The following is a 19,926-nucleotide window of genomic DNA, read 5'->3' as shown; positions in this document are numbered from 1 at the left end:
AATGAAGGGAAGTAAAAATCTGAATTAGATAAAAAGTGTAATATATCATCATGGGGGAATCGTTATGTCTAAAACGAAAACGGCGATCATCGTCGGAGGCGGAATTGGCGGACTTGTGACTGCACTTAAGCTTCACAGTACGGGCGTGAAAGTCCGTGTATTTGAAAGTGTGGAAAATATTCGGGCCCTGGGTGTTGGAATCAACCTATTACCGCATGCCGTCCGTGTTTTGACGGAACTTGGATTGGCAGAAAAGCTTGGAAAAATAGGCTTGCCTACAGCAGAGCTCTGTTATTTTAATAAGTTCGGCCAACAGATTTGGCAGGAACCAAGAGGAGTGAATGCAGGTTATCATTATCCGCAATATTCTATTCACCGAGGCAGGCTGCAAATGCTTCTTTTGGAGGCTGTACAGGAGCAACTAGGTGAAGATGCAGTGCTAACCAATCATCATCTGACTTCCTTTGATAGTTTTTCAGACTATACAGTGGCACATTTTAAAAATAAAAAGACAGGAGAGCATGTGGGCTCCTACGATGCGGATATGCTGATTGCGGCGGATGGGATTCATTCGGTTGTTCGTAAATACTTTTATCCAAAGGAAGGGGACCCGATCTTCAGCGGACGGATTTTATGGAGGGGTCTTGCAGAGGCTTCTTCTTTCCTGACAGGCAAAACGATGATTATGGCCGGGTTCCAGGATCAAAAATTTGTCGCGTATCCGGTTGATCCGGAAACTTCAGGAGACCGTGCGCTTATCAACTGGATTGCGGAGCTGGCGATAGATGAGGAAATGCCATCCCGTGCTGATTGGAACCGGAAAATAGATAAAGAGAAATTCGCCCCTGCTTTTGCAGATTGGGATTTTGGATGGTTGAATGTGCCACGACTCATTCGAGATACGAACGCAGTCTATGAATTTCCAATGGTGGACCGCGATCCCTTGCCAGCGTGGACGTTCGGTAGCGTGACGTTACTAGGTGATGCAGCTCACCCGATGTATCCAATTGGCTCAAACGGTGCTTCACAGGCGATCCTTGATGCTGAAGAATTAGGGAAGGCTATGAAGGAGCAACCGAGTGTGAAACTGGCATTAAAGGCATATGAGGAAATGCGGCTCGCGGCAACCGCTAAAATTGTAAGAAGCAACCGAAAAAATGGACCGGAACATGTTATGCAAATCGTTGAAGAGCGTGCCCCTGAGGGATTTGATGGATTAAACGATGTGATCTCCCAGGAGGAGCTTGAGGATATAACGGGGGCTTATAAGAAAATTGCCGGGTTTGACAAGCACACACTGAATACGAACTAGGAGTGTGGTCCATGGAGGAACATAATCACTGTGGAATGGCCTATCGTCATCTTGTGTGACCGTGTGACCTGTTCATCAAATTTTCAAAAAGCAAGTCTTCAAAATTTAATCATATTGGTTGTCACTGCGCTTGCGTTCGTCTTCACTTTCTGATTTGCAGTTTGATAAAATCATTGAATCCCATTGAGATGAGGGAAATTTTGGGTAATAGTGCTAGGATAAATACAGGTTTTGTTGTTCCTACAATGCCCATCATTTTCGTCATCCCTTCTTCAATACCGTGATCGAAGTAGACTCACGACCTACTTTTTTGCGGGCTTCTTCGTGCCTGTCAACATTCTCCTTCTTCACTCTTTACCAGTAATTTATGTAGCACTTTATAGAATTTATCAAAATCAAAATCATTCCCGGTCAAGGCCATCCCTGCGTAATACGTGAATACCATGAAGGATAATAAATTATAAAAAAACCTTGTAAATCGTTTACATATACTTTATACTTTAACTAAACCGATTTACTAAACCGATTTAGTAAAAATAAAAGTATGAACCATTCAGGAGAATAGAATATGAAAACGACTACAATTGCAGATGTGGCGAAGCGTGCTGAAGTGTCAAAAAGCACTGTATCGCAATATTTGAATCAACGCTATGATTATATGGGTGAAAAAACAAAGAAGCGGATTGAACTGGCAGTTGAGGAATTGGGTTACAGCCCGAATATAATAGCTAGAAGCTTAAAGCAAAAATCCACTTCAACCATTGGTGTAATCGTTGCTAATATATTACACGTTTTTTCAACACAGGTTATTCGTGCAATTGAGGATTTTTGCAATGAATCGAATTTCCACGTGATTGTCTGCAATGCAGATGACGACCCTATTAAAGAGAAACGTTACATTGATATGCTTCGTGCCAAACAGGTGGATGGGATTATAGCATTTCCTACAGGAGGTAATGTTGATTTATATAAAGGATTACTAAATGATAATTATCCAGTTGTTTTTATGGACAGGCTTGTTCCTGGGATATTAGTCGATACTATTTTATTAGATAATGAAAGGGCTTCCTCATTAGCAGTAGAAGAATTTATAGGGAGTGGATATAAGCAAATTGGAATGGTAACCCCACCGCTGAGTCACTATGTAACACCCAGACTGGAACGAATAGATGGGTATAAAAAGGTATTGCAAAAACATGGTATTCCTTTTCAACCTGATTATTTAGTTAGTGGAGAAATTTCGGATATACAAATGGCGTTACATCGAATGCTTACGTTGCCTAACCCGCCAGAAGCTCTTTTGGCAATGAATGATCGCGTTCTATTTGAAATTCTAATGTATACGAAGGAACATCAACTAAACATACCCGAGGATCTAGCAGTAATCGGAATTGATGATGTTTCGTTTTCCGAGTTTTACAGTCCTGCATTGACCACAGTTGCACAGCCAGTGTTTGAAATGGGGAAAAAAGCGGCCGAGTTGTTATTAAATCGAATAGGGGAGAAAGATTCCGATGTAGATTCTGAAATTTACAGGTTTGAACCGGAATTAATAAAAAGAGCATCTTGCTAAAATAGACCGTACATCTACAAAGGAGGAATTTGAAATGGAACATATTATTAAAACCATTGGTAATGAGATAAATGAAGTTTTACAGCAGGTAGATCCCGGTGAAACAGAAGTATTAGCTAATGAAATCCAGCATGCGAACCGAATATTTATAGCTGGAACCGGCCGATCCGGTTTAATCGGCAAAGTGTTTGCCATGCGTTTAATGCATAGCGCCTACCCGGTTTATGTAGTTGGGGAAACGATAACTCCAAGTATTGAATCTGGTGATTTATTAGTTATTATTTCAGGCTCTGGAAGTACCGGATCATTAAAACAGTATGCGACAAAAGCAAAAGAAATTGATGCTAGAGTAGCTTTAATTACTACAAATAAAGATTCCGCTATTGGAGGCTTAAGTGATTGTTCTGTACGCATTCCTGCAGCAACAAAGAAACGCTTGGAATCGGAGCCTGATACGATCCAGCCGCTGGGAAGTCAATTTGATCAGTCAGCACATTTACTTTTAGACGCTATCGTGGTCTATCTCCTACAACAACATTCTGGAGGACAGGAAAACGCCTTAAATAAAAAGCATGCAAATTTAGAATAAATAGAGGAGAGGCTTAAGATGACAACAATAGAAACGATTAAAAATAATAAAATTGTAGCAGTCATTCGCAAGGCGGATGAACAAAATATCGTCCCAATACTTGAGGCACTATCCGAAGGCGGAGTGAAAGCTGTTGAAATAACTGCAGAGACGCCGCATGTTGAGCGAGTGATTGAAACGGCAGTAAGAAACACAAGCAGTGACATGCATATTGGAGCGGGAACAGTTCTGGACCCTGAAACAGCTAGGGCAGTAATACTAGCAGGAGCCGCGTTCATCGTGTCACCTACTTTAAACACAGATACCCTGAAATTAACGAACCGCTACGGCGTATTGAATATTCCCGGTGTATTAACGCCAACTGAAATCTTAACAGCTTATGAACATGGGGCAAAGATGGTAAAAGTTTTTCCGGCAGATGCATTTGGTCCGAATTATATTAAAACTATTCTTGGCCCGCTTCCACATGTCCAAGCAATGGTTACAGGTGGGATTACACTGGAAAATATGAATGATTATCTATCAAAAGGAAGTGCAGCAGTGGGAATCGGCAGCAATCTGGTCAATGCGAAGGAACTGAAAACGGAAGAAGACTATAAGCAATTAACGAAAAGAGCACATCAATACAGGGAAAAGCTGAAAGAACTTGAAGCCTAAATTTCAGAGAAAATAAGAAAGGAGCTTATCACGATGAGAAAAACTAAATACGCTTTCATATTATTTCTGTTGGCAACGGTTACTCTACTCGCGGCCTGCACGAATGAAGCCGATCCTGAGGATGATGGAACGATTAAAATTGTTGCAGCACATAACCAAACTTCCCCGGACAGTCCTTATCAGGCAGGTCTAATGGAATTTAAAGAGGTTGCAGAAGAAAAATCAAATGGATCAATAGAAGTAGAAGTACACGCTGGAACAATTGGAACGGAAGAATCAGAGCTCATCGAAAAACTTCAATTGGGCGGGGCTGATGTTGTTTTAGCATCACCTGGTTTCATGACACAGACAGGGATACGTGAAGTAGATTTATTTTCAGCACCCTATCTATTTAACAGTTATGAGCATTGGGAGAAAACTGTTGATGGAGAAGTCGGTCAGGAGATGGCTGAAATCATAAACGAAAAGTCCAATAATTCCTTTAAATTATTAGGTTATTGGTCGGCAGGTGTCAGACATTTTTATGGTAAAGCACCCTTAGAGTCAGTTGATGATCTGCAAGGTGTGTCACTCCGTACACAAACGTCTGGTGTAATCTCAGACTTTTGGGAGGCTACAGGAGCTATTCCTTCCTCTATATCATGGGGGGAACTGTATCAGGGATTGCAACAGGATGTTGTTGACTCATCTGAAAACGCTTATCCATTTTTTGTACAGCAGGCTCATCACACGACTCCAAATGGCAAATATATAACGGAGACAGCACATGATTATACAACTAGATTTCTTTTAACGAATGGGGAAAAATTCGATAGTTATTCCGAGGAACATCAGGATATTATTTTACAGGCGGCAGAAGCATCCGTTGAAACCGAACGTGAGGTTACCAGCGCACAAGATGTAGAGTATAAGGAACAAGCAATTGAAGAAGGAGCTGTCGTTAACGAGATTGATAGAGAGCCTTTCATAGAAATAGCTAAGCCGATTCAGGATGAATATGCAGAAGAAATCGGTGTAGAAGAAATGTTGCAAAAGATAAGGGATTTGGAATAACTAATTTTTAGGGAGGTAAACCAAGTGAAACGTTTTGTACAGACACTTGAAAAAGCGCAAATCGTCGCAGGAATGATCTTTTTATGTCTATTCTTTTTGGTGATTATACTGCAGATTGGAACGCGTTATTTAGGTATATCGGTTATCTGGACAGAAGAGGTTGCCAATTATTCCTTTATATGGGCGATCCTTATGGGAGCTGCTGTAATGGTGAACCGCCGTGAGCATTTTAACTTTGATTACTTTCAGAGAAAGTTGAAAGGTAAGAGAAAATTATCACTTAATATATTTAATGATTTGGTGCTTATCGCATTTAATATTGCTATTTTCTTACTAGGCATCCAGGTAGTTGTAGAATTCTGGAATTACACATGGTCAACCATTCCGGAAATGAAAATGGGTTATGTATGGATAGCAATTCCAATTATGGCAGGAACAATGATTATTTATTCAGTAGTACACTTAATGGATCATATTAAAGCGCTTAAAGTAAAGGAGGTAAATGAATAATGGGATTTCTATTACTTGGGCTATTTATTGTATTAATGTTAGTCGGTGTACCGATTGCTTTTGTTATTGGAATTGTGGCATTACTAGGTATTGTGGGCATTCCTTACACTCCTGAAGCATCGGTACCAATGAAAATGGTAAATGGTCTGGATTCCTTTGTACTGTTGGCTGTACCATTATTTATACTTGCTGCCAATTTGATGAACTCCGGAAAAATTTCCGAAAAATTGATTGACCTTGCATTAGCAATTGTCGGTCCGATCCGTGGAGGCCTAGCACATGCAAACATACTTGTATCAATGATGTTCGCGGGAGTTTCAGGTGCATCACAGGCTGATGCTGCAGGTGTTGGGAAAATTCTTATCCCAAGCATGCTTAAGAAGGGCTATGACAAGGAAACAGCAGTAGGGGTTACTGCAGCTTCATCAACAGTAGGGGTTGTAATTCCTCCTAGTATTCCGATGATTATTTTCGCTGGTTTAACGAATGCTTCAATCGGTGCATTGTTTCTTGGAGGAATTATACCCGGTATTTTAATTGGACTCGGTATGATGATCTTTGTTTATATTATAGCTGTAAAACGAAATTATCCGAAAACGGCTCGTACAGAGTTTAGGGAATTTGCAAAGTTATTTATGGAGTCGATTCCAGCTTTATTAACACCTATTATTATTATAGGCGGAATAATTTCTGGATTCTTTACTGCTACAGAGGCTGCGGCAATTGCATCACTGTATACGTTTTTAATAAGTATGTATTTCTATAAAACGTTGAAAATGAAAGATTTACCGAAAATATTAATGGATACACTAGCATTGAGTTCTCTATCTTTATTTGCATTAGCAGCTGCAAGTGCGCTAGGTGAATTGATGAGTTACTATCAATTGGGTGCGATGGCTCAGGAATTCTTCGCAAATAATGTTGGAGCGGAATGGCTATTTATTTTAATCATCATTGCATTTTTCTTATTCGTAGGTACATTTATGGATGCGATTCCAGCAATGATTCTATTTGTTCCAATTGTATTGCCAGCAGCACTAGAGTTTGGCATAGATCCGGTGCATCTCGGGTTAATCGTTGTTATTACACTAGCAGTTGGACTTGCAACGCCTCCATATGGCTTAGTTCTATTACTCTCTTCTAAAATTGGGGAATTATCGATTGAAAGGTCATTTGTTGCAGTGCTGCCTTATCTTGCTATTATTTTAGTAGTACTGTTATTTGTTGCTTTCTTCCCGGATCTCGCATTTTCTATTCCAGAATGGATTAATCCGGATTTGTTTTAACTGAATAGCTTCAATGAAAAAAGGAGCGAAATGATATGAATAGTGATAAAAAAGTAGCTGGTGAAGAGGCAGTTAGCTTGATAAAGAACGGTATGACTATTGGTTTGGGTTCTGGATCGACTGTTAACTGGATGCTTAAAAGCTTAAGCAAACGCGTAAAAGAAGGATTGGATATTAAAGGGATTCCTTCTTCCCAGAAAACAGAACGGCTGGCGATAGAGCTTGGTGTCCCATTAACGGACTTTTCTAATGCAGATAAAATTGATATTGCTGTTGATGGAGCAGATGAAGTTGACAGTGGTCTAAATCTTCTTAAAGGTGGAGGTGGTTCACTGGTTAGGGAAAAAATTATTGATGCAATGGCAAAAGAGCTGGTTGTTATTGTAGATCAATCTAAAGTCGTTTCTCATTTAGGCGAATTTTCCCTGCCGGTGGAAGTGATTCCTTTTGGCTGGGGAGTCACATCTTGGAACATTGCCGATCTTGGTGGCGTTCCAAGTTTAAGAAAAAAGGATGGCAGCGTATTTGTATCAGATAATGGGAATTATATTCTTGATTGTAAATTTGGTAAAATTGATCAGCCGAAAAATTTACATGAACAATTAAAGCTGATGGTTGGCGTCGTGGAAACAGGATTATTTGTAGAAATGACTGATAAAGTGATTGTAGCACGGAATGGTGGCATTGAAATTTTATCCTAGTTGACTTATCTAACGTAATATGCTTGGAGGTATAGAAGTGAATGATGTAATTACAATTGGGGAAGCGATGATCGCATTCAATCCCGGTTCAACCGGACCAATGAAATTTGTGAACGCCTTTGAGAAAAAAATTGGTGGTGCTGAATTGAACTTGGCTATTGGCTGTGCTCGTCTTGGGCTAAAGGCCGGATACATCAGTAGGTTAGGCAATGATGAATTTGGAAAATACATTAAGAATTTTGCTCGAGGGGAAGGGATTGATGTTTCCAAGGTGGAATTTGTAGATGGTTACCCAACTTCATTGAACTTTAAAGAAATCATGGAAGACGGAAATGTACGGACATTTTATTACCGTGACAAGTCTCCTACACTGACGTTGACACCGGAGAGCCTGGATGAGGAGTATTTCCAACAGGCAAAAATACTTCATATAACAGGTATTTATCCGGCAATTGACTCAGCAAATATAGCTGTATTCGACCGTGCAATTGAATTAGCAAAAAAATACGGATTAAAAATTTCCTTTGATCCAAATATTCGTCTGCGCATGTGGAGCAAAGAAAAGGCTCGAGAAGTATTATCCAGAATACTGCCACATGTGGATATCTTGCTTGCAGGTGATGAGGAAATGGATATCATTATCGGGGAAAAGGATCCGAAAACGATTATTGAAAAAGCAAAGGAATTAGGCATTTCCTTTGTCGCAGTAAAACAAGGGGATAAAGGGTCTGTAGGCTATCAAAATGATGAGATTATCGAATCCCCTCCGATTAAAGCATCAAAAGTTGTTGATACGGTTGGTGCTGGAGATGGATTTAATGCTGGAATTATTTATGGAATTTTGCATGACTGGCCACTGGAGAGAACACTGCATTTTGCTAATACAATCGGTTCGATGGTCGTAGGGGTTGTTGGTGATAATGAAGGGTTGCCGTATTATGAGGATGTACAGGGGAAGATTGGTGAGATAGAACGTATTGAACGATGAAAAGAGGTGAATTCTATGAAATTGCAACTTGCATTGGATCGTTTAACAAGGGATGAATGCATTCGGATTGTAAAAGAAACAGAGAGAGAAATTGATATCATTGAAATAGGTACTGGTGTTATTAAAGAATACGGGATGCCAATTGTCCGTGAGCTTAAGAAACTTTTTCCAGATAAAATGGTTGTTGCTGATATGAAAACCTGTGATGCAGGGAGGCATGAAGCACTTCAGGCATTCGAGGCCGGTGCTGATATCACAACGGTGATGGCATTTTCCTCGAGTTTGACAATCAAAGATACGTTACAGGTTGCAAAAGAGACCAACAATCGTGTAATGGTTGACCTTCTGGAGGTTGACTCAAGGGATGTGATTGGAGAATTAGCGGAACTGGGTGTCGACCTTGTCAGTCTTCATGTTGGTAAAGATAAGCAATCAGAGGGAAACTTTAATACGGAATTGTTTACCTTAGTGAAAGGATATGATTTTGAGGTAACTGTGGCTGGCGGGGTTAATCTAGATACACTTCCTGCTATTATTCAGGAAAAGCCCGATACGGTCATTGTCGGAAGTGCCATAACGAAGGCGGAAAATCCTAAAGGGATTGCTGCTGAGATGAGAAAGATGATGAGTGAGGTTAAATAAATGTAGGGAAGTTAGGATCCCTTTATAACTGCTGGAACAGTTGCGATTTATTGTTTCAGCAGTTTTTTGTATTGAGAAATTGTATAGAGGGATTTATGCTATGATTAGTTGAAATCTTTTTTAGTTTTGATAAATCTAAAGTTATGTCTAGAGAACAGATTATAAGGGAGTCATTACATATGAATGCATTGATCCAATGGGGATTAAGACTATCCATTACTTTTTATGCGCTTTTACATTTTATTACCTATTTTTACGATAAGGAGATATTATTATTCTTCTTATCTATTAGTGGGTTATCTTTATTCTTATTTGCGGTCATTTCTTATACGGTGAAAAACATTAAACTACCGTTATCTCTCTTTTTGGTGGGAATAGCCATATTATTCTTTTCTAATGGATCGATGACCGAGGGGATATTAAATGGGTTCCTGCAAATGCGTGACATGATCGGCTTATTGGTGGTTATTCCTATGATAGGCTGGGTGTTGAGAGAAGAGCCGTATATGGAAGCGATCATGGGATTCGGGCATAAAATGCTGAATACGAGTCGCAAATTTTATGTTGGAATGGCTTCTTTTACCCAGATTATCGCTTACTTTTTAAACTTCGGATCCATTCCGATGATGTATCAATTTGAGAATATGATTTTAAAGGATGAGAAGGGGGAGGCATGGGAAAATTTTAAAGGAACAGCGGTACTCCGTGGTTTTGCACTCTCAACCATGTGGGTCGTCAGTATTCCGAGTTTTGCGTTTGTGGTGGAAGCGATGAATGCTTCGCTGTGGGTTTCCATTTTTCAGGGGTTAGGAATGTCCATTTGCGGCATTTTTTTGGCCGTTGCTTTTTCTCATTTTGAAGAAAAACGGTATGGGGTTGATTTAACTACCGGCTTACAAACGGAGATCAGTGAAGTGCTTCGTCATACGACAGATCGGAAACAAAGAAATCATAGAGTAAGGGAATTTGTAGTTTTATTTGTGACTTTATTTGGGACTATTTTTCTATTACAAGCTGTCTTACCGATCGAACTTCTCGTGCTCATTCCACTGGTCGTGCTGGTTTGGATCGGCGTGTATTACCTGGTTAAAAAAAGGACGAAGAATCTGCTGAAAGAAGCTAAAATATATGTTCAAACCGATATGGGCAAGCAATCCTATCAGCTCTGTGTCATGTTGGGGGCAGGTATGATGATTTCTGCTTTAAATCAGACTGGATTTGCGTCCTTGGTTGTCGATGGTATTTACGCGCTGCAGGAGTCATTACCATTTATTAATGTCCTATATTTCCTGCCGTTTATGGTTATTATTCTAGCTTTTTTCGGGCTAGGGCCGTTGACGGTCATGGTGTTGGTTGGAGGAATACTGGGAAGCCTCTCTCTTCCGTATCCACCGGAGTTAATCGTTCTTGTTGTGACCTCGGGTAGCGCGATTTCTATTCTGTTATCTCCGATGATTATGCCAGTGATTGTATTGAGTGGAAATAATGGACTGAGTTTGTTTACGAATGGGGTGAAGTTTAATTGGAAGTATGCCGCCATGCTTTATGTGGTGGTGCAGGTTTATGTGCAGGGGGTTGTTGGAGTTTGGTAGGTGTTTTCACTTAGGATAAAAACCGTTAAAAAGAGATATATTTTTTTCAATAGTGTAGATATTTTAATTCTTATGGAAGATACAAAGGATATCTCATATTTGAAGCAGGCTCTTCCCAGGAATGTTGTTAAGTTCATGGATAAACCAAGATGAATAAAGAGATTGAGAATATACTGCTAAAATCGATATTAATGCTAAAGATATTAATATTTACGAGATAAGCTTTGAAAGTACTGGTATGTCCAAGGGGGTTGGCAGAAGCCTACTTAAAATTGAATGTTTTAGTATAAGTTGCTAGCGACCAATGAGGTAATTTCCCTCATTGGTCGCTAGCATTTTTATGTAAAGGAGGGGAATAAATTGTTGTTTCTAGACTTGGCTTGATTAATTTATTTAAGCGAATATGGATAAGACATTTATTTTTAAATTATCACTTTAAATTAATTTTTAGAATTTTGTTGACATAAACAACTCTGGAATGTATATTATATATTGTATACAAAATTAAAAACAAAGGAGTGATTAAATGCTTCCATTAGACGGTGTGAAAATACTTGATTTAACACAATATTTGGCAGGGCCTTATTGCACTATGGTTCTTTCAGATATGGGAGCGGATGTGACAAAAATTGAGCGATTTCCAGGAGGGGATGATTCAAGAAGATTAGGACCGTTTATTAATGAAGAAGGTTATAGTTTTGCTATGCCTAACCGAAACAAACAGAGTTTAGCATTAGATCTAAAATCAGAGAAAGGGGTAGAGATTTTTCATAAACTTGCAGCAGAAGCTGATGTTATTATTGAAAATTTCAGACCAGGAGTAGTGAAAAAGTTAGGAATTGATTATGAAACAATTGAAAAAATTAACTCTTCTATTATCTATTGTTCGATCTCAGGCTTTGGTCAGTACGGTCCTTATAGTAAAAAAGGTGGTTTTGACATAATTGCACAAGGGATCACTGGATTCATGAGGATGACAGGAGAGCCAGATGGTAAGCCAGCTAAAGTTGGTATTGCTATTAACGATATTGCAGCTGGATCTGCGGCCATTTACAGTATTTTAGGTGCTTATGTTCATAGATTAAAAACTGGTGAAGGGCAATATCTTGATACATCTCTTGTGGATGCCGGACTTGCGTGGACAGTTTGGGAGTCTGCTGGGTATTTCGGTTCGGGAGAAGTGGCAAAAGCAACAGGAACAAGACATCGGCGATCCACGCCGTACCAATCTTATGAAGCAAAAGACGGTTATGTTACCGTTGGGGCTGGTAACCAAAAGTTATGGGAGCTATTTTGTAATAAAGTTATTAATAAACCTGAATGGATTCAAGATCAGCGTTTTAAATCATTAATGGATCGTATGGATAATATCGATGAGCTTGAGAAAGAAATTGAAGCCATCTTTATAAAGGAAACAATGGAATACTGGGTTGATAAACTTGACGATGCGGGAATTCCAGCGGGTCCTGTCTATACGTACGATCAGACATTAAATGACCCACATGTTAAAGAGAGAGAAATGATTGTTGAAATGGAACACCCGAAATTAGGCACAATCAAAACAATTGGCGTTCCAGTAAAATTTTCAAAAACGCCGTTAAAAATTCGATCAGCTGCTCCTTGGCTAGGCCAAAATACTACTGAAAAACTAAAAGAAGCTGGTTATTCAGATGAAGAAATTAATAAGCTATATGAAAATGAAATTGTTTACAATAAATATGAGGAATCAGAGGAGGGCGCTCATGGCTAAGAAGGACATATTACTTGAAAAAAAAGGTGAAATAGCTACAATCATTCTTAATCGTCCGGAAAAACGTAATGCATTGACGCACGGGATGTGGAAGGAAATTCCCTCTTTAATAGAAGAAGTTGATAACGATAAAAATATTAAAATACTAATTTTGCGTGGGGCTGATCATACTTCTTTTGCAGCTGGAGCGGATATAAGCGAGTTTAAAACACTTCGTGCTGACTCCGGTGGAGCTAAAATTTATAATGATGCTACGCATAAAGCAGAGCGTGCTTTAGCAAATATGAAAAAGCCAAGTATTGCCATGGTTCAAAGCTGGTGTATTGGAGGCGGATGTGAAATTGCTCTCGCTTGTGATCTAAGGTTTGCAGACACGAATGGGAAGTTTGGAATTACCCCAGCCAATCTCGGTCTTGTATATAGTTTGACAGCCACGAAACAACTTGTGGACTTAGTAGGTCCATCTCAAGCGAAATATATATTATTATCAGGCCGTCACATTGATGTTAATCATGCGAGTAGAATTGGATTGGTAGATCAAGTATTTAATCCTGAGGAAATTACTGAAGAAACATACAAATTTGCAGAATCAATTTGTAAGAAGGCACAATTTACTGTTCGAAGTATGAAAGAAATAATAGGCCTCATCAATTCAGGACAAACAGAAGATGATGATTATACAGAACATCTTCGCACGAGTTCATTTGACACTGAAGACTATAAAGAAGGAGTACAAGCATTCCTTGAAAAAAGAAAACCTAATTTTCAGTATTCATAGGAGAGGACTAGATGGACAAATTACAGGCGAAAGAAAGTTTTTATCATGCATTAGAAAATGAAAAACTAGAATTTGAGAATTTTTTCCTTGCAAAATTATTTGGCCTTTCCTTCTCCTATGAGGAGGAAAGCTGTGTCATTAATTTTGAAAGCAAGAACTTTATGTTTAATCCGCAGGGTTCTCTTCATGGAGGGATGATTGCCTTTGTTTTAGACGTTTCGATGGGACATCTTTGTGAAAAATTTCTCGGAACCGCAGTTACCCTTGAAATGAAGACTCAGTTTTTGCGCCCAGTTATGGAAGGTATGATTCGTTGTGAATCAAGTTTTATAAAAAAAGGAAGCAAGATTATTGCCTTGAGTTCAGAGTTATATAATGAAAATGGCAAGTTAGCCGCAACGGCTACTTCAACGTGGGTTAAAGCAAAATAGAAAGAATAGAAGGATTATTTAATTTACGGGATTTCTACAAAAAGGTAAATTTTTACTGGAATAGTCTTAGTTTAGGTTTATATTAAGAACTTTTTAAATATAAATTTCAGAATATAAACAATAAACTAATCAGACAGGGATATTTTGTGTCTATTTGTCGTACAAAAAGATTGATATGCCACTTGTGATATGCAGCTGAACCAAAAATGACTCATATTTGTAAGCGCTTTATTAAAGAGGAGGAGAAAAATGAAAAAACTTTTATTTTTGCTGGTAGCTATACTGGGTTTTAGTTTAATTATTTCTGGCTGCTCAAATGAAGATGCATCTGGAGATGGAGCAGCAGCTGAAGCAGATTATCCGACGGAAGACATGGATTGGACCATCGCCTTTGGCCCCGGCGGGGGTAATGATGTTATGGCAAGAGAGATGATTAAAATTATGGAAGAATACGATTTGTATCCTGGAGAACTTGTTCCTGAGAATCGTGAAGGCGGGAGTGGAGCAGTCGGATGGGGGCATTTATCTCAAAACGCTGGTAACCCATATCATATTTCTACCACAAGTGGAAGTTTTATAACAACGCCGCTTCAATCCGATCCAGGTTGGGATTATGAAGATTTCACTCACATAGCTTTGATGGCAACAGATGATATGTTTTTTCTTGTACCTGGAGAATCTGAATATGAAACATTAGAGGATTTTATTGCAGCTGCGGAAGAAAAAACAATGAATGTTGGGGGCATTGGAGTAGCCAATGTAGATCGTATGATTGTGGAAACATTTGGAGAAGAAGCTGGACTTGATTTGGAATATGTATCCTTTAATGCAGAGGGTCAATTACAATCTGCTCTTCTTTCAGACAGCCTTGATGCAATGGTAGCTAATCCTAGTGGTGTGATTGGTCAGTTGGAGTCCGGTGATATGCGTGCACTTGCTTTTAGTGGGGAAGAACAACTTCCTGACTATCCAGATATTCCAACGTTCATTGATCAAGGGTTCGATGTAAATATTTCTATGCCTCGAGGGGTAATCCTCCCAGCTGATGTGGATGAGGAGGTTCGGCAGTGGTGGATTGATACAATGAAAGAAGTAGCGGAAACAGATGAATGGGCGGAGTATATTCAAAATAATTACCTGACTGAACAAATTTTATATGGCGACGATTTTACAGAATACCTTGATGAAACAACAACAACTTTTAATAACATTCTTGAAGATCTCGGGGCATTAGATGACTAATAAACCAATGTAGTTATAGGGGACTTTCATATAATACATCAATGATAAGATAGCCTCTTTGAAAAATGATACAGTCCCCTCTAATTTTAAGTATCATTTAGGAGGGTTGAAATGAGAGCTGTATTTTCAGGTTTATTATTAATCTTTTCCATATATTTTACAATAAAGGGAACAGAATACGATTATACAAATAGTTCAGGACAAGTTGGACCTGGGTTCTTTCCCTTATGGATTGGGATTTTATTAATTATTTGTACAGGAATTGCGTTTGCTAAGGATTTAAAACAGGTACTAAGAGAAGAAAATTTTTTCAGTAAACCTATTCATCTTTATAAATTGTTGCTAGTTATAGGACTAACCTTTTTCTTTATAGCAACATTAAACATACTTGGGGCAGTGGTCGCTATGGTTTTGTATGTATTCGGGATTTTGTTTGTGTTGAATCGCCAAAGACTCATACTAAACACAATCATTTCAGTTACTGTCCCACTAGGCACTTATTTACTATTGGATGTCTGGTTGAATGCAGGATTCCCACAAAATATATTTGGATTTTAAAAGATAGGAGGTAAAAGTGTGGATATATTAGAAAATATTATGATGGGTCTATCTGTTGCTGTAACTCCAATTAACATACTCTTTTTAATTATTGGCGCATTTGTAGGTATGGTAGTTGGACTCATTCCTGGCTTTGGACCCACAGCTGGGATAGCGATTCTCTTATCTTTAACCTTTTCAATGGATCCAGTAACAGCAGTTATTATGTTAGCAGGTATTTATTATGGTTCGATGTATGGTGGGACAATAACATCTATTTTAATTAATACACCAGGAGAATCGGCCACGGTTGCAAGTACATTTGATGGCTACCCTTTAGCTAGAAATGGACGAGTGGGCCCAGCTCTTGTAATGCAGGCTGTCGCTTCTTTTATTGGGGGAACTGTAGGTGTTCTATTAATTTCCGGCTTTGCTCCTTATTTTTCCCAAATTGCAAGTACTTTTGGCCCCCCGGAATTCTTTTTACTGATAGCTATAGGGCTTTTAGCATTAATTGTTGTCATGGGCGACAATAAAGTGAATGGAGCTATCTCGGCTTTGCTTGGTCTTGCGATATCACTTGTAGGAGTAGATGTGATTTCCGGTACCCAACGTTATACTTTTGGTTCGCCTGAGCTGATTAATGGTATTTATTTTCTCCCAGTAGCTATTGGATTATTTGGTATTGGAGAACTTTTTCATTCCATATACCAAGGACTCCATAAAGAAGAAAACAAAGAAATGATCTCTTTTAAAAAGAAAGATAGTTTTTGGCCAAGCAAAAAAGAGTGGTCTGAAAGTAAGGGTACTTTTGCCAGAGGTTCATTTCTTGGATTTTTTATAGGTGTTCTTCCGGGCGCAGGAGCAACTGTTGCCTCACTGATGTCTTACTCGTTAGAGAAAAAGGTATCTAAGACACCAAAAAAATTCGGAAAAGGATTTATGCCTGGTCTTGTAGCTCCTGAAGCCGCAAATAATGCAGCATCATCCGGGGCTATGATACCACTACTTACACTGGGTATTCCTGGTTCAGGTGCAACTGCCGTGCTATTAGGAGCATTTTTAATGTGGGGGTTACAGCCAGGACCTTTGATGATGTCGCAAGAACCGGAATTTGCTTGGGGCCTTATCACCAGTATGTATTTAGGTAACATAATACTTATTGTTGTTAATATTTTTGCGATCCCATTTTTTATTAAAATTATGCAGGTACCATATAAACTACTTGTGCCTGTAATTATGATTCTATGTACAATAGGAACTTTTAGTCTTAATGGGAGTATAGTTGAAACATGGATTATGTTAGCATTTGGTGTAATCGGATTGTTTATGAAGTTATATGATTTTTCACCCGCTGCAGTTGTTCTTGCGCTTGTGCTCGGTCCAATGGCAGAGAACGCACTACGCCAAACATTAATAACCTCAGGTGGAAGTTTCATGATCTTTTTGGAACGGCCGGTATCACTCATATTTGTGATTGCTGTTTTATTCATTATTGGAATCCCCTTAGTTAAATTTGTTATGGGTTTATTTAGGAGAGAAAGTAATACGGCTTAATTTAGCTGACTCAAGTAAACGTTTCTATTGCGTAGGAAGCTAATGTATAATAATACAGAGGTGTTTATTGTAGAATAGGAATATAATAATGAACTGTGGGGTAGTACAAATGAGTTTAAACACGAAAACAATTACTGGAGCTGCTTACGAAAGAATTAAGGCAGATATTATGTCTGGGGAATACAAACCTGGACAGCATTTATTAGAAAAAGAACTTAGTGAACAACTTGAAGTTAGCAGAACCCCTATACGAGATGCGCTTGTTAGACTTCAAGAAGAGGGACTCTTAGTATCTAAGCCACATCGTGGTGTATTTGTTAGAGAGTTAACTGAAAAGGATATTCAAGATTATTATCAGACGAGGGCAGTACTTGAGGGCCTTGGTGCTAAATTAGCAGCCCGTGTGGTAGTAAAAAAAAATGAAGAGGATTTAAAGGAAATGCTAAGTGAAATGACCAAAGTTCTAGCTGAGAATAAAGAGGACCAGCAGATAATTAGTATTAATAATGAATTTCATGATTATATTTTCCAGTTGGCCGGGAACGAAGTCCTTAATAAAATGAGAAAAACACTTGCTAGTCCTATAGCCTTAATACGGGCTACATCTTGGATAAATGATGATAGAAAATTAGAAGTGTTGCGCGAACATGAGAGAATTATACATGAAATTATTGAGAAAAATCCTATTAAGGCACAGGAAGCTGCTGAAGTACACATATATAACGCATGGGAATCTGCAGTTACAAATTTAAGGAAATTACCAAATATGGAGGGGGAAAAATGAATGCAATACCGATTACAGGAGAAAGATCCAATTGTCCATAAGAATGCTTATGTTGCACCAGGAGCTCACATCATAGGTAATGTTGAAATCGAAGAGGAAGCATCAGTATGGTTTAATGCTGTCATACGAGGTGATAATACTTCAATTAAAATAGGAAAGCGATCAAATGTGCAAGATGGAGCCGTCATTCACGTGGACCCGGGATTTCCTGTTCGTATAGGAGAAGATGTAGTTATTGGACATAATGCTATTATTCATGGATGCACGATTGAAGATGGTGCCTTAATTGGGATGGGAGCAACCGTCTTAAATGGGGCAATAGTAAAAAGAGGTTCGCTTGTTGCTGCGGGGGCTATAATCACTGAGGGGATGGTTATCGAAGAGGGGACGCTTGCTGCGGGAGTTCCAGCTAAGCAACTAAAACAATTATCGGATAAGCAATCTGAGAGGTTAAAACAAGGCGCAGAAAGCTACGTAAAAAAAAGTAAGGTATATCATCAGAACTTAGAACTACTTAAGCAATAAAACCATGCGAAATTTAGGTATACAAAGCAACAAACTTATATTTTACACCGCGAATGTTTTGAGTTGGTTTCTCGTCTTTCTAATTCCGGTAGATCAAGCATTGATGTTTATAGTCCTTATTTTTGCATTGAGCGGATGGGCGTTAGGGACTTGGCCACAACCTGTCGTGTCTCTCGGTATCCTGCTATATCTTGAAATTGTGGGTATTTTCCCATTTGAGAATGGGTTGCAAGGGTATGCACAACCTTTTGTTTGGTTACTTGTATCGACCTTTATTATTGCAGCAGGATTTGAGAAAACAGGGCTTGGAAGAAGAATAGCTCTCGAAATTTTTTCATTGGTTAAAGGTAACGCATCGGCAAGTATCGGTGTTGTTATAGTATCTTTGACAGTCTTAGGTTTTCTAATTCCTACCGGTGCGGGGAGGATTGCTATTATACTTCCAGTCTGCACTGGTTTAATAGAGGTAGTTAAAAATAATGGCGAAGGCTCTTCTTATGCAAAGAGTGTATTACTGGCAGTTACTTTCACCTCTGCATTTATGTCATTTGCCGTTATTACCGGGTCAAGTTCATCAGTTTACGCTGCCTCTATGATTCAGTTAACTACGGGATTTTCTTGGAGTTATTTACATTGGCTTATTGTTCATGGACCAATTGCCCTGATTATGTTGACTATGCTATGTATCATCTTGATGTGGAAATATCCAATGAAAAAAGGCGATTGGATTGAAGGCAGAGTTTACATTCAAAAAAAATTAGAGGAAATGGGTTCAATATCACTTGAGGAGAGAAAATTATTCTTGTTGAGTATCCTTATGCTGGGTGCTTGGATTACTGAGCCAATTCACGGGTATTCTGTGGCTACCACAGCCATGATAGCGGCTTTATTGACATGCTTACCGGTGATTGGGATACAAAACTGGAAACATGCAAGCATATCTATAAATTGGGATATCATCATTTTGTTCGGGGCAGCATACGCTCTTGCTGATGCGATGCAATCAAATGGCACAGCAGACTGGATTGCCCAGGGACTTATCAACTACATCCCACCGGGGCGCCCTTTGATCACTGCCATAATTATGATTTTGATTGTCTCTCTGTTTCGTCTTGGTTTTGCAAATATGTTGGGAATTACAGCGGTATTTCTACCAATCACTATCAGTCTAGCGGATGCACTGTCTTTAAATTCAATCTGGCTTGCTCAGATTGTGATTATTAGCTGTTCAATAGGATATTTTTTGCCTTCTCAAAGTCCATCGAATTTAATGACTTTTGCAATGGGAGAATACACGAAAGCAGATCTATCTATTGTTGGGACAGTATTATTTTTAATAATTGTACCAGTTATTTTATTATTAGGTTTTTTTTACTGGCCTCTTGTAGGTCTCCAACCAAATTAATGGAGGGGTATATA

General features: G+C 38.8%; 20 protein-coding genes. All 20 read left to right on the top strand.

Annotated elements, in window-relative coordinates:
- Positions 1-64 precede the first annotated feature (64 nt).
- The 20 genes from KFZ58_RS14395 to KFZ58_RS14300 all read left to right on the top strand — a co-directional run bounded on the left by KFZ58_RS14395 (position 65) and on the right by KFZ58_RS14300 (position 19,912).
- Positions 65-1,312 (top strand): flavin-dependent oxidoreductase, encoded by a 1,248-nt coding sequence (locus KFZ58_RS14395; protein ID WP_235791990.1) that lies wholly within the window; start codon positions 65-67, stop codon positions 1,310-1,312.
- Positions 1,313-1,880: 568 nt separating this feature from the next.
- The gene (locus KFZ58_RS14390; RefSeq protein ID WP_235791989.1) at positions 1,881-2,885 is read left to right on the top strand and encodes a LacI family DNA-binding transcriptional regulator; all 1,005 of its coding nucleotides are present in this window, start codon (positions 1,881-1,883) and stop codon (positions 2,883-2,885) included.
- A gap of 34 nt (positions 2,886-2,919) precedes the next feature.
- On the top strand, positions 2,920-3,474 hold the full coding sequence (gene hxlB, locus KFZ58_RS14385; protein WP_235791988.1) for a 6-phospho-3-hexuloisomerase: 555 nt from the start codon (positions 2,920-2,922) through the stop codon (positions 3,472-3,474).
- 18 nt (positions 3,475-3,492) lie between these two features.
- Positions 3,493-4,131 carry a bifunctional 4-hydroxy-2-oxoglutarate aldolase/2-dehydro-3-deoxy-phosphogluconate aldolase gene (locus KFZ58_RS14380; RefSeq protein WP_235791987.1) on the top strand — a complete coding sequence of 213 codons (639 nt, stop codon included), beginning with the start codon at positions 3,493-3,495 and terminating at the stop codon, positions 4,129-4,131.
- Between the two features lie 33 nt (positions 4,132-4,164).
- On the top strand, positions 4,165-5,184 hold the full coding sequence (locus KFZ58_RS14375) for a TRAP transporter substrate-binding protein (protein ID WP_235791986.1): 1,020 nt from the start codon (positions 4,165-4,167) through the stop codon (positions 5,182-5,184).
- A 24-nt stretch (positions 5,185-5,208) separates the two neighbouring features.
- On the top strand, positions 5,209-5,694 hold the full coding sequence (locus KFZ58_RS14370; protein WP_235791985.1) for a TRAP transporter small permease: 486 nt from the start codon (positions 5,209-5,211) through the stop codon (positions 5,692-5,694).
- Positions 5,694-6,980: a TRAP transporter large permease gene (locus KFZ58_RS14365; RefSeq protein WP_235791984.1), complete on the top strand. Its 1,287-nt coding sequence runs from the start codon at positions 5,694-5,696 to the stop codon at positions 6,978-6,980. Before KFZ58_RS14370 ends, KFZ58_RS14365 begins: the two co-directional genes overlap by 1 nt.
- 35 nt (positions 6,981-7,015) lie before the next feature.
- Entirely contained in the window at positions 7,016-7,681 is a 666-nt protein-coding gene (gene rpiA / locus KFZ58_RS14360; protein WP_235791983.1) for a ribose-5-phosphate isomerase RpiA, read from the top strand.
- A gap of 37 nt (positions 7,682-7,718) precedes the next feature.
- Positions 7,719-8,669 (top strand): sugar kinase, encoded by a 951-nt coding sequence (locus tag KFZ58_RS14355; RefSeq protein WP_235791982.1) that lies wholly within the window; start codon positions 7,719-7,721, stop codon positions 8,667-8,669.
- Between the two features lie 15 nt (positions 8,670-8,684).
- Positions 8,685-9,311 (top strand): 3-hexulose-6-phosphate synthase, encoded by a 627-nt coding sequence (gene hxlA, locus KFZ58_RS14350; protein ID WP_235791981.1) that lies wholly within the window; start codon positions 8,685-8,687, stop codon positions 9,309-9,311.
- A 179-nt stretch (positions 9,312-9,490) separates the two neighbouring features.
- Positions 9,491-10,903, top strand: a complete 1,413-nt coding sequence (locus tag KFZ58_RS14345) for a hypothetical protein (RefSeq protein ID WP_235791980.1) — start codon at positions 9,491-9,493, stop codon at positions 10,901-10,903.
- A 526-nt stretch (positions 10,904-11,429) separates the two neighbouring features.
- Positions 11,430-12,653 (top strand): CaiB/BaiF CoA transferase family protein, encoded by a 1,224-nt coding sequence (locus tag KFZ58_RS14340; protein ID WP_235791979.1) that lies wholly within the window; start codon positions 11,430-11,432, stop codon positions 12,651-12,653.
- On the top strand, positions 12,646-13,431 hold the full coding sequence (locus KFZ58_RS14335; protein ID WP_235791978.1) for an enoyl-CoA hydratase/isomerase family protein: 786 nt from the start codon (positions 12,646-12,648) through the stop codon (positions 13,429-13,431). The genes KFZ58_RS14340 and KFZ58_RS14335 overlap by 8 nt, the downstream gene beginning before the upstream one ends.
- Before the next feature lie 11 nt (positions 13,432-13,442).
- Positions 13,443-13,862 carry a PaaI family thioesterase gene (locus tag KFZ58_RS14330; RefSeq protein ID WP_235791977.1) on the top strand — a complete coding sequence of 140 codons (420 nt, stop codon included), beginning with the start codon at positions 13,443-13,445 and terminating at the stop codon, positions 13,860-13,862.
- 249 nt (positions 13,863-14,111) lie between these two features.
- Positions 14,112-15,104, top strand: a complete 993-nt coding sequence (locus tag KFZ58_RS14325; RefSeq protein WP_235791976.1) for a Bug family tripartite tricarboxylate transporter substrate binding protein — start codon at positions 14,112-14,114, stop codon at positions 15,102-15,104.
- Between the two features lie 111 nt (positions 15,105-15,215).
- Positions 15,216-15,662, top strand: a complete 447-nt coding sequence (locus KFZ58_RS14320) for a tripartite tricarboxylate transporter TctB family protein (protein ID WP_235791975.1) — start codon at positions 15,216-15,218, stop codon at positions 15,660-15,662.
- Between the two features lie 18 nt (positions 15,663-15,680).
- Complete coding sequence (locus tag KFZ58_RS14315; RefSeq protein WP_235791974.1) at positions 15,681-17,198, top strand: tripartite tricarboxylate transporter permease; 1,518 nt, start codon at positions 15,681-15,683, stop codon at positions 17,196-17,198.
- Between the two features lie 109 nt (positions 17,199-17,307).
- Positions 17,308-17,982, top strand: coding sequence for a GntR family transcriptional regulator (locus tag KFZ58_RS14310; RefSeq protein WP_235791973.1), 675 nt, complete (start codon positions 17,308-17,310; stop codon positions 17,980-17,982).
- Entirely contained in the window at positions 17,983-18,507 is a 525-nt protein-coding gene (locus tag KFZ58_RS14305) for a gamma carbonic anhydrase family protein (RefSeq protein WP_235791972.1), read from the top strand.
- Positions 18,508-18,511: 4 nt separating this feature from the next.
- Complete coding sequence (locus tag KFZ58_RS14300; RefSeq protein WP_235791971.1) at positions 18,512-19,912, top strand: SLC13 family permease; 1,401 nt, start codon at positions 18,512-18,514, stop codon at positions 19,910-19,912.
- The last annotated feature ends 14 nt before the right edge of the window (positions 19,913-19,926 follow it).

Origin of the sequence: Virgibacillus sp. NKC19-16 (assembly GCF_021560035.1) — a bacterium.
Classification (GTDB): Bacteria; Bacillota; Bacilli; order Bacillales; family Amphibacillaceae; genus Virgibacillus_L; species Virgibacillus_L salidurans.
Note: the sequence above shows the minus strand (reverse complement) of the source record. Positions and strands in the feature narration are given on the sequence as shown.